Source organism: Anaerocolumna xylanovorans DSM 12503 (assembly GCF_900143645.1).
Taxonomy (GTDB): domain Bacteria; phylum Bacillota; class Clostridia; order Lachnospirales; family Lachnospiraceae; genus Anaerocolumna; species Anaerocolumna xylanovorans.
The window spans coordinates 278,444-290,845 of record NZ_FRFD01000003.1 but is presented as its reverse complement, the minus strand read 5'-3'; the positions used below and the strand labels follow the sequence as shown (position 1 = coordinate 290,845).

Annotated in this window: 7 protein-coding genes; 1 reads left to right on the top strand and 6 read right to left on the bottom strand. The window is 41.3% G+C overall.

The features are described from left to right. Positions 1-3: 3 nt before the first annotated feature. The 5 genes from BUF11_RS01305 to BUF11_RS01285 form a co-directional block, all read right to left on the bottom strand. The gene (locus BUF11_RS01305; protein ID WP_073587854.1) at positions 4-2,556 is read right to left on the bottom strand and encodes a DNA methyltransferase; all 2,553 of its coding nucleotides are present in this window, start codon (positions 2,554-2,556) and stop codon (positions 4-6) included. Positions 2,557-2,560: 4 nt separating this feature from the next. Beyond that, positions 2,561-6,271: a DUF6079 family protein gene (locus BUF11_RS01300; RefSeq protein ID WP_073587001.1), complete on the bottom strand. Its 3,711-nt coding sequence runs from the start codon at positions 6,269-6,271 to the stop codon at positions 2,561-2,563. A gap of 11 nt (positions 6,272-6,282) precedes the next feature. After that, a complete protein-coding gene (gene brxF / locus BUF11_RS01295; protein WP_073587000.1) occupies positions 6,283-6,714 on the bottom strand; it encodes a BREX-3 system P-loop-containing protein BrxF in 432 nt (143 codons plus the stop codon). A gap of 24 nt (positions 6,715-6,738) precedes the next feature. Next, positions 6,739-6,930 (bottom strand): helix-turn-helix domain-containing protein, encoded by a 192-nt coding sequence (locus tag BUF11_RS01290; RefSeq protein WP_073586999.1) that lies wholly within the window; start codon positions 6,928-6,930, stop codon positions 6,739-6,741. Between the two features lie 124 nt (positions 6,931-7,054). Further along, positions 7,055-9,550 (bottom strand): NACHT domain-containing protein, encoded by a 2,496-nt coding sequence (locus BUF11_RS01285; protein WP_073586998.1) that lies wholly within the window; start codon positions 9,548-9,550, stop codon positions 7,055-7,057. Positions 9,551-10,035: 485 nt separating this feature from the next. Between BUF11_RS01285 and BUF11_RS01280 the strand changes: the two genes are divergently transcribed. Next, complete coding sequence (locus tag BUF11_RS01280; RefSeq protein ID WP_084558399.1) at positions 10,036-10,620, top strand: hypothetical protein; 585 nt, start codon at positions 10,036-10,038, stop codon at positions 10,618-10,620. 256 nt (positions 10,621-10,876) lie between these two features. Here BUF11_RS01280 and rlmD read toward each other — a convergent pair whose 3' ends face one another. Then, the gene (gene rlmD / locus BUF11_RS01275) at positions 10,877-12,313 is read right to left on the bottom strand and encodes a 23S rRNA (uracil(1939)-C(5))-methyltransferase RlmD (protein ID WP_073586997.1); all 1,437 of its coding nucleotides are present in this window, start codon (positions 12,311-12,313) and stop codon (positions 10,877-10,879) included. Positions 12,314-12,402: the final 89 nt, after the last annotated feature.

Sequence of the window (12,402 nt, the reverse complement as noted above, 5' to 3'; positions counted from 1 at the left end):
ACCTCACATTCTATTTGCAGCGTTATCATAATACATCAACAGAGCGGGGTCTTCCTGCAGGACAGTTTCCGGTAAGCGGTCACCGACCTTTACGATAAGGGAGTAATTACGTTCTTGCCAACATTCATCGAAGCCAACACGAATTGCCTCAGTGCGGGCGTTTTTGATTCGTCCGGTTCCTTTTATATAAATATCGTAGAAGTCCTTGAGTAGCCTTTTTCTTCGTAGCTTTTCAAGGTCAGCCTTATCTGAAAGGTTAGGTACATACCATTTACCATCCTCGTCTTGAAGAAAATTCTCTTTGAGCATATCAAGGAGTTCCGGCATTTGCTCAAACTTGTTGCGATGCCAGTCCTGTAAGAATTTGGGCTGTATTTCCGAGTATGACTGGCGTTCTTGACCGAGTTGCGCATTAAGCCAGATAATGGCGCTCTTTTCACCAGTAATAAAAAGTGATAATTGCTGGTCTTGTAATTCCATCTTTTGGCGACGCTCGTCGTATTCATTTACCTGATCAGGCAGGAAAAACATCCCGTCACGCTGAATAAACCGTTCCCGCAGACCCGCATAGAATGTATGCGCATCCATTGGAACAGGAATACCGCGCATAATATGAAAAGCCACCATACGGTCAAAGAGCAGATAATCTTGCCGTTCAGACACTACCTCGATCTTTCCGGTAGAATCAGGAGCTTTCGGTACGTTTTGCAGATGCTGGCTTACGAAATCCCATGCCATCTCTGGGTCTCCAGCACGTTTTTCAAATTTCTCTACGAATGCAGATGTAGGCTTATATATTGATATTATCAAGTCTTGCTTAACAGCTGAAGCTGCAGTAACCTGCTTAAAGCTACCCTGTTTTTTATCTAAAGTTCGAACATCAGCAACAACAAATCCCGCCCGTAGAAGTGCTTCTGTTATCGCATTCCAAACAGAGTTTTGACTATTATGAAATTCAACGGTCATCCATCTTCCAGGCTTAAGCACACGATAGAATTCACGGAAACAGCTTTCCATCAAAGCTTGATATTCTGGCAACCCCTTGTTTTGTACTTTATTTATAATTGCTTCTTCATTATTATTAGTCTTTACTTTGAGCCAAGATTCCCAAATAAAACTCAGCTCTGAATAATCCAAGTTGCTACCAAATGGAGGGTCAGTAAAAATATAATCTATCGAGTTATCAAGCATCTGTAGTTTCGTTGATGATTGGCACGATATTATCACTTTATTATCTTTGATTAATGAATACGCATTTATTAGTTTTTTCAGTTTGTTCTCATATGCAACATAACAATTTGACTCACAGTTAAGAGACGAAATATATAGGGTTCCGCTCAAAGGGTTATAAGGAAATGATACCTGTGGCCTATACCTATTAAGTTTACTTAAATTAATTAGTTGACTGGTAAAGAGTATCGTTAGTTGTTCTGAATATTTGCTTTTTGCAATTCTACTGAATAAATCGGATAGAACATATAGGTTCCTACGCTCATAAAACTGATGAACGTGAGTTATGCCGAATTTATCATTTCTGCGACTTTCTCGTCCTTCAGTCATTCTTTCGATAGGCACCCATGTTTTAATTTCATAATTTTCAATTTTATTTTGAACTAATATATCGTGCTCATCTGGTACTTTTAAGAGCCGATTTTTCCCTACTATATATTTTATTGCTGAGAGTTTCTTTTTTGATCTTGTTATTATTGTGTTCAAAATAGGATCAGTTACTGTTTCAACAGCGTTATTGCAGTCCTTCTTTTTAAGTAAACTGCTGCAATGTGGGCACTCAAACTGCTCAGCAACCGCGCCACTATTAACATCTAACGCTACATCATAAAAAGAAAATTCTTTTGAACAAGTGGGACAAACAAATATATCTGACCAAATCAAATCAAGTATTTTCCCATTTATGGGTTTACCAGAAGAATCTAACTGAGGCTTGCCGTTTGAATCAACACTATATGTTTCATATACCCAAGCACACTCTTTTTGAGATTCTGAGAGTATTTTTTTAGCTTCTCGCTCAAAATCCTCCACATTAATTATTGTGTTGTAATTATGAGCAATAAATGTTGCTATAGGCGATAAATCACAAAGAATTGCCTTTCTACCACCCCATTTTATTTCGGGCATTTTGCTATTAAACAAGTATTCCTGTTCGGCGTCAGGAAAGCCACACATCTGAGCTGCAACACCCGTCATACCTGTTCCACAAAAACCATCAAAGACGATATCACCCGGATTTGTATAGTGTAGTATATATCTCATTATAGCCTTATAAGGCACTTTAGTATGGTAGCTGTGTGCGTTGTATATAGGGTCGCTTTTCCCTTCACTAACGTCAGCAGCAAATGGCTCCCGATGGTAATCATCTGTCTCTTCATTATATGGTGTACCATGCTCATGGATAAAATCCTCTATAAACGGATTCGGACAGGCAGTGTAATATGGAGGCCGAGAGAGCGCAATGATGTCCTCATCCTTCGCTATTGGGAAACCTTCGATATTGCGCACGCGGTCGATATCTCCTTTTGTAAGTTTTCTTTCTTCCATCACTTTATACCTCCCCGGAATCTTCTGTGTATTTTGTCTTTACAACAAGCCGTGTTTTTTCCTCGTCATGACCGACGAGATAGCTTTCGATAAGTGCATCCATCTTCTTTTTGAAATCTGATGGTGTTACCGGTCCCCAAGAAACCATCTCCCGTTCAATACGTTCAGGATCTACCTCGACACTATCAAGTCCGGAAAGCAACTCGTTTACAGCCGCGACAAAGTCAGGTGTAATATTTTTGGGAAGCTGCTTCGTCGATATAAGTTCATCGATGATTTTCTTCTTCGGCTTTGATAGCAATGCTTTATCATCGTCGAGCATCGGGTCATCTACCGCACTGAGTATGGCTGCGGTCCACGAGGAAACGAGTTTAAATAGCTGCTCTTCAATATAATCGAGTTTTCCGACGACAGGCTTATCTTTATCTCCGGGTTTATAACCACAGTGAGAGCATATTGGTGCTACCTGAAGTTCAGTTGCTGTACATTCATAGCAAGCCTTGAGCCCGTTCAGGTGTACATTCAAAAGCTCTTGATATTGACCGGTGGAGAGAATATCCTTAATCCCGAGCAATTGCTGAAGTTTAGCCATCTCATCACCGTTAATTATGGCTTGCTTGCGCTTGAGGCCCGCATGGTCAAGGCGGTATAACTTATGCTGTTCGAGGTAGAAATCGATGTAGCTCTTTTTCAAAGCTTCCAGCTCATCTATCAATGCGTCAGTATTGTCCGTGTCATAATGAACATCAAGTAGTTCATCTCTCAAAGCGAGATATTTATCTTTTGCCGATTGGAAACGGGTTTTGAGCGTAGCATTCCCACCAACCATCGTTTCAGCTGTTGCGAGATATTGCATGATATCCTGAACCGATGTTTTGAAATCCTCTATGATATGAGCGATTGCCAGCGCATCGATACCTCGAGTCAGGTTATCAAGCTGCCCATCGGAATAATCGAAGTTCTTGAGTTTTGCAGGCGTACTCCAGCGACTCTGCACATCATTATAAAGAGTACGGAGTGCATCCATCTCACGGCAATATTTCTCTGCAAGGTTTGTTGGTACGATTTGGTCGCCCCACAGATATAAAGAGCCTTTAAAAAGCTTGTCGTACCGGAAGGTCTCTTCACTGAGTTCCTTGCTACGTTTATAGAGTTCCTGCCAGCCGTCATCCCAAGTGTTGGGGTTCACAATCAAACCATCATTGATGGAAATGTTATTGAACAGACGACGCAAAAGCTGAACGGCAGGTGCCTTAGGTTTTTCAAGCCTTTTAAAGTCGTATGTTATGCTGGGATTCTTGATAAATTCCTCAACATTCGATGCATCATAGCGTTTGTTATCAGGACCGACGAGGACACAGTTTCCGCTATAAACCAGTGCCGTCCAAATCACTGAAGTCCAAATGACGCTCAATCGAAATTTTTCGTCAACCATGTCTTGCCCATTGAGCGATGTCATGATATCAGAAGAATTTAAAACACTACCTTCTGGAAGTTGTTTCAACTTTTGAAGATAATACGCGGCATATTTTGAGTTTTCTACTCGAACCTTACCGTCGAGAAGCAGTCCAAGGGATTCGAGAAGCGACTGCCCGAGCTGAGTTGCTTTCCCTGCGATGGCATTAATAGCTTCAGCTCGCATCGTAGCCTGATTATCTTTTGTTACAGGCTTTTTGAACACAGGATAATACGGGTAACGCTCGTTAAAATAGCTGCTGAGAGCTTTAGACGCAACGATACTGATAACATCGCGCACGGTAATCTCGTTCATGCGAGCTCCGTGTAGGAATTCCAATACTGGCTTTTCAGCACCCATGTATGATATTTGAAAACAAATGGTTTTGTTTTCCTCCAAATAACGGCGAATATCTCTAAGCGTAGAGGTGGCACGTTTTGCATAGGTGGAGCGGGTTTCGCCCTGTGCAGACATGACCTCCATTTCCTTGGCCCCTGCATATTCTTTCAAAAGCGAGATAAATTTTTCGCTGTTCTGAAAAGTGAAATAAACCTCGTCTTCCTTTGGTTCATATATTATTTTTGAGCCAAACAGTGGCAGCATATATACATAGAAATCTTGCGGAGGTTGTGCCGTTGGTCTTCCGCTTGGCAATCCCATAAATAGATACCCTTCACGGAAGATGTTTTTCTCCGTCCAGTTGATTCGATATTCGTATATTTTTCGGCCGGTAACGTGTTCAGTGAGCTGCAAATCAGCAGCATCGTACATGACCGTATAGAAATACTGATTCAAACGATCTTCGCCGAGGAAGTCCGCTTTCTCTTGGATCTTCTTGTCGTAATCAACATCTTTTTTAAGGTCAAGAAAATACTGACCATTGTCTTTGTTATATTCAATAAACTGTCCGCTGACGGTGTTCATGATGTCGTGTAGGACGGTTTCAACCGTTGTAAGCAGAAAGTCCTCCTCCATGACGGGCAGATGAATGAACAGTGTGAGTTCATCTTTCAGGTTTTGCGCAGTTAAACCGAGCTTTGCATCAAGTACGACCGTCGTCAGACGATGAACGCTTAGTGCGGCAATAATCTGCTGTGCTATAGGCTTATATGCTGGCTTAGGGAAAGAACGTTGAATGATGTCTTCCAATACGCCACTTTTTTGTAGCACCTCATGGACAGCGGGTTCAACGCGCTTTGCTGGATCACCCTTAATACGGCTCCAATATGTGTCATAAGAAATAATTCCCGGTTGACCCGCTGGAATTTCCTTATTGATAATTTCACTAATTGTTTCTGAGATGGTTTTTAGCACCTCACGTTTTTCAACGATTACCATCCGTTGAAATGTACTGATATAAGCAGGGTGTATTGGAAACAAATCCACATATTCGTCGAGCTGCTCCGTCATGCTCTGATAAAGCGGACAGAATGGAGTCAAATGTTCGCGTATCATGGCTCTCTGCTCCGGTGTTTTTTGAAGAATACGCTGTTTAACAACATAAGCAATATCTTCAGTACGGATAAGCGCCTGCTCATAGCGATCTTTCATTTTTAGCAGCGAATTTGATACATTATGGAAAGTTGGGTTTTCAAACAGTACTTCTTGAATACCACTGACAAAACGCAGGCGAGTGGATTTTATAATTTCACCAAGCTCTCTCATAAAGCCGATGTCTTGCATCAGTTCATTATCCTTGCGGCCTTTTAGATAATCCAGTAACTCATCAACAATAATGAGGTATCCCTTCTCGCCGTATTTTTCAGCGAAAGCCGCCATCATTGCCATGAGTGCATCTTTGTTATTTGTAATGTTGCCGACATCAGGGAATTTATAGGTAATGCCACGTCGAGCCAAATCCTGCTCGATGTTACCCGTGATGATGGCACGCAAAGACGCTTCCGTACTGCCTATTTCAATACGTAATACTTCAAACTTACCAGCAATAGATTTAGCGGAGGCACGGAATTTCTCGTTTTGTGCTTCTTCAAGATACGCGGAATTTGCAGCAATGGCAGAAATAACACTCATTAAGTGAGATTTACCTGTACCATAGTTTCCAACTACTAAAACACCCTTATTATCAACGACATCTTCCAATTTTAATTGAGAGATGATTTTAGTAGAAACAAGGTCAGCCATATTGTCACTCATTACATAACTACGCACGAGTTCTTTTGCTTTTTCATTATCATCTGCGCTTTTAAGCTCAATTACCGTAACGATCGGGTCAAATTGAATTAAATCACTATACTTCATTTTATCGCTCCTTATCTCAAGACGACGTATGTATCCACATAGTCCTTGACGTTGTATTCTTTAAAATCAAATCTACTCGGTTCGGAATATGTCAATCTTTCTCCAGTAATTTCACCCGGCCATGGTAGATAGAGCCGCTGGTTTCTGCCAAGCTGCAGAAGTAGCTTTATCACATCCAATCCGTATTCTGGAGCAAAGAGGATGTCTGTGTTTGTAAGGAGGATGTCGCCGTTGTCTTCGTCTAAAATGTTATCCAGCTCACTTGTGATACTGGTGGATAAACCTTCGGTTTTTACTCTAAGCATTCTTTCACTAAGTAAAAGTCCGACATTCACGACAGAAGCATTTACCGGCGCGGTCACGTTGGGAGCTAACACGAACACACCTTGCCGCGTCTGCTTGATGACCGCTGGGAAATCTCGACGTTTAATAGTCGTACCCATTCTTAATCGCCTCCCATTCTCATATTACTCTATTTTCGCACTCTCTCCGCTTTCGACCCACGCGTCCACTTCCGATATTTTAAACTTATACTGTTTACCGATGCGGCGATACGGGATAACTTCCTTTTTTATCCAAGCTCTAATTGTGTCTTTACTTACACCGAGATGTTCGGCAATTTCTTCAAGACTTGACCATTTTTCAGGTTCATTAGTCATGTCTGTTCCTCCTCTTTCTTGTACGTACAGTCCATGCCATATTATAATAGCATATCTTGATTCGATCTACAATGTTTTAGTATGATTTGATATGAAATAGTTTGATTAACCTTTAGTATGCCCATCATAACAAATCCAACAACGATGCATCTGAAGATTTCTGTTTTGCTTTAAGATCCTCAAGACATTTCCGTGCAATATTGTATTGAATTTTATATATAAACTTGTCGTCATCGAGAAGTTTGATAAACATATTGTAGTATTCAGAATCTTCCAAAACGGTGGATAATTCGGCTTCAAAATGACGTCCTGCAACTTCCAGCTCACCGTGAGCTTCAATATATTCACTTGGAATTCGGTTTTCTGGAACAATGTCAACTTCATCCTCATCACTTCCTACCGGTAACCAGTAATATGTAGTTTCTATAAACTCATCATATTCAGGCAGGTCTTTGAGTTCATAATACGAGCCACGGGCAGGCCTTTTAATGCGAGATAGCAAACATGTAAATAAAAATGAATTTGGTGGGCGTTTGAAGAGAATTGGTACTTCGCCCGTATTATATTCTATAGTAGGATACATTTCATTAAGAAAAGTCCAGTAGCCTTCTGCCTTATCGCATCTGTCAAACAATCCTTTAAGAAATGGGATGAAAATAAATTCGTCCACTTTATCCGGTATCAAATCATTCAACATGAAAAATGTCTGATCACCACGCATTCGTCTATCGCGCTTTTCAAAAAAATCGCCAAGTTTGCTTATCACTGTATCCTTTTGTTTGGAAAGGAATACAGCACTGAAATATTCTTGAAACGAGCGATGTGTAAAATAGTATTTTCCACTTTCTTGATACATCAGGCACATGCTAAAACACAAGTCGTACATAAAATCATCGGCTGAAACAGGACCAACATATGGATTGGTTAGCTTTTTGAAATAAGCCTCAAATTCTGGCATACTGAATTCAAATTTTTCATCCCAGTATGTGCGGAAGCAAATCTCTGCAAACACATCCGCAAAGGCATCAACCGAGAGCTTAGTTTTAAGTTCACGCTTATAGGCACCTTTACTTGCGTCGTGTGTTCTCGATAAGGCATTGAAAGCTTCCCGATAAAAGATATGCATTTGCGATGGTACTTCGGCAAACATCTCAAATGTTAGCAGCATGATCGTCAGCAGGAGTGGATTTTCTGTGAAATCCCTATGTGTACGGTAGAGCCTTGTCCTCAACTCCTCCCTGAATTTCTCTTTGATAGATGGATCGTCGGGTCTGAAATCCAGATTATCAATCAGTCGCACTGCCTGTTCTAAGTTGAACGGCAACAGGCGTAAAACACTAAACCGTTCAAATGACACAAACGATTGATAAGGACGCGATGAAATCACATAGATGCAATTCGGGTATTTATCTGTAAAGGAATCTAATTCCCGCTCAAAATAGCCGATGTTGTTCATTCCTATTTCATCAAGCCCGTCCAAAAGCAAAAGGCAGCTTCCGGCGGTTAGAATATTTTCAAAATCGGTTTTTGTTATACCACCACCAAAATCATCAATTTTTGAAAAGATATAATCAAATAGCTTGCTGGAAGCGTCATCAAATTCCTTCAGAGGAATGAAGACTGGGACTAATTTAAAATCCTTATAGTTATCTATTGCGTTAAGCAGAAGATGGCGCATCATCATGGATTTTCCGAGACCGCCAGCCCCCGTAATAAATATAAAGTGTGAAATTTCGGCCAGCTTTTTAATATTAGCATCACTGACAAACTCCCTTTTAAATGGAGGCCCGTCCCCTTCAATACGTGTACGCCAAGTAATATTGTTACATACATAAAAATCGTAAAACGGCTTTGGTTGTTCATTATAAAGAAGCGTCTTTATGGTGCTGTACTTATTTCTAACATTAGTAAGGTATGTTAAAAAAGTTTCCTGGTCAAATGCTGGTAATGCTGTTGCCGCCACCATAGTTCCGCTTTGCACGATTTGCTCCAATTGAGGAGAATAATCAATAACCTTTATGCCCCTTGGGTTTGCAATTCCACTTATGTACTCCGGTGTAATAGTCTGAACAGTCTCTCTGCCGACAGTATTTACTACCCCTGCAGCAACTGTGTATAGGAATATACCAGCCAATAAATCAGAAAGAACATACTCGCTCTGCGAAAGCAGGGCGTTTTTTGTTGTCCCGACATATTTTTCAAAACTCATTTTCTTACCCTCGGAACTATCATCATCAAGTACTGTATCCTTTTCAATGATATCCAATAGAGCAAGGACTGCTTGAAGCTTTTTGTCTTCATTTAGCAGGGATATGACATCCTCACCAAATTTACGAATCACGTCATCTCTGTTTGCTCTTGGTGCCATCAAAAGTACATTACTTATACTTTTACCAGGCCTTCTAATGACGCCGACACCACCCTCCGTAATATTGCCTGGAGAGAGGTTTCCAGTACAATTCAATAGACGATGTACTGATGTAGCATTACCACTCATTATGTATTGGCATTGTGGGTCAATTGTACGTGTCATTGTACCGACGAGCCGAGGATCGGTAACAACGTCAAGCTTGCACAACTGAAGCACTCGCGCAAATGTTCCAAAACACAATCGCATCATCGTTTGTCCCCCTTGAAATATGTTGTTTGATAGGCATGTAACCCACAATCAACCGTTTGTAAGTCATTGTAAATAAGAAACAATCTCCGCTCTAACACGGAGCAAATCGCTATATTGGTAAGCTGATGTCAGAAGCTTGGACATCAGCTTTTTGTTGTTAACAAATCGATATAATTCCCAGTAAATCCTACTGGTTCATTATATCACGACTTTCCACAATATAACAATAATTATTTTGGTGTCTGCTTCGACCGTTGCATAGTCTTCGGTTAATGAACTATCACCTCATAGGGCATCCCCTGATCAAGGATGATTCCAGACCTATCGGGTGAACAACTAAACAACTGCCACCAGCCACTGGAATAGCTGGTCGCCAATTCTGAAGCGGGAGTAATCCCATTCGGACGGTCGACTATTGCCTTTTTTGGCTGGTGCACGTCATGTGAGCTCTCGCTTCGGTTTCAAGCCGAAGGAGGGCTTATATTATGACAAAGAAAGACAAAAAAACATACCTCATCCCTATGGAGGTAACAAGAGAGACAATCAAAGCTTACGGTATAAAAAAAGAAGATGTGGTACCAGCAAAAATCGGGAACAAAATAGTATCAGCTATAATGATTCCTACAGATGATGAAGAACTTTATCTTTCGTACATGCGTCCCATTTGGGCAGAAATGAAACGTGAAGAACGCGGTCGCCGCTGCATTGTGAGCGATGGCAAGGGAAGCCTCAAACGCTGCGAAATGGACTGCAAGGCCTGCAAGAAGATGAAAGATGGAGCTCCGCTTTCGCTTGAATCCTTCTTCGAGGAAACAGAGCTTGAATTCGAGGACCCAGCTGCTAATCAGTGCGAAACAATCCTGACAGCTATGCTCTTTGAAGACCTTCTTGAAAGTCTTCGTAACAAGGCACCTGAGTTGGCACCAATCTTTGAGGTGCTTTATGACGGAAAATCACAGCGTACCATTGCAAACCTAATTAATAAGCCACAGTCATCGGTTAACGATATGATCAAGCGTATGAGAACAATTCTACAACAACATATTAGCCGAGATGATTTAGGAAGATAACATAGTAGAAGGCAGTAGTTCTGTAATAGGGCTACTGCCTTTTATTTCATTCATTTAACAACAGTTCTCTAGTTTCAACCCTATCCAAAAACAGTAGTTCCCTTGTCTCGCAGGATAAAAAGCAGTTCTATAGCCTCAACCCAACAATGCTCTTAAACCGGGGCTGCTTTTGAACGATAAAAAAATAAGGTTTCCATCAAACGGTGATTGATACCGAAAGTCTGGAAACCTTTGATTTCAGGCTTTTTAAGCCTATTTATTTATCTTTGCGTGACATCAAGACAACAGTCTCCACGTGCCCAGTATTCGGAAACATATCCACACAGCAAACCTTTTCCACCCTATACCCCTTTTCCTGCAACACCACCAAATCCCTTGCCAGGCTCGTAGGTTTACAGGAAATATATACGATCCGCTCTACCCCGTATTGAATAATTTTCTCCAAAGCCTTGGGATTTACGCCATCTCTTGGGGGATCAAGCACGATTAAATCCGGTCTTTCTTCAATAGTATCGATTACCTTTAACACATCACCTGCAATGAACTCACAGTTATCAAGATTATTCAGGGCTGCGTTTTCTTTTGCTGCAATTACTGCCTCTTCAACAATCTCGACGCCAATCACCTTCTTTGCCACCGGTGCAAGAAGCTGTGCAATGGTTCCTGTCCCGCTGTAAAGGTCAAAGATCAGCTTGTCCTTTGTCTCACCGACGAATTCCCTTGCGGTATCATAAAGCACCTCTGCGCCCAGGGAATTTGTCTGGAAGAAGGAAAAGGTTGATATCTTAAAGGTCAGACCTAAGAGTTCTTCATAGAAATAATCTTGCCCGTATATAATATCTGTTCTGTCGCTTTTCACGATATCTGCCTGGCTGTCGTTTACCGTATGAAGAAATCCGACTATTTTTCCGTCAATGGGAAGGCTTAAGAGGCGTGTCTTTAATTCCTCAAGCATTCCGGCTTCTGACAGAGTGTCTTTCTTTTTTGTATCAGGGATTTGTCCGTCTGTTTCTTCATTAGCAGAAGTGCAAAGCTCCCACTGGGAAGAGGTTATTAAGTTGATAAGTATTTCGCCGGTCTTTTCTGCCCTGCGGACCAGAAGATGCCTTAAATAACCGATATGGGACATTTTCCGGTAAAAGGGCAACCCGAGCTCCCTTGAACATTCCAAAACACAGGTTAATATCTTATTGTAATCCGAATGTACAATACAGCAGCCGGAGGTTGTTATGATGTCGTGGAAACTTCCTTTTTTGTGAAGTCCTAAGCTAAGAGGTCCGTCTTTTACTTCATCTCCAAAGGAAAACTCCATCTTATTCCGGTATTCCCACTGTTTGGGGCTTCCCTTGATTCCCTGAAAAGGCAGCTCTTCGGTGACAGCTCCCAGTAACCGCTTTACCTGGTCTTCTTTTATGTTTAGCTGGGTTTCATAGGGTATCGTTTGGTAATTGCAGCCGCCGCAAGGACCAAAATGCCTGCATTTTGCCTCCACTGTTTCAAGAGGTGACTTTTCGACCACTTCCAGCAAACGGCCTTCCTTCTTCCCTTTTCTGGCTTTGCTTATGGCAAAGCTTACTTTCTGCCCTGTTATGGTGTCTTTGATAACTACCTTTTCACCCTCTATATTAACGATTCCTTTTCCCGGAAAGTCTATTCTTTCTACTGTTCCTGTATATTGAGTTCCTTTTTTCATGCTGACTCCTTTCGTAAAAAACATGTTTTAATTGATATCTCTGAATACGTATTTTGAATGCAAAAAGTACGGCATACTTCCTACATGAT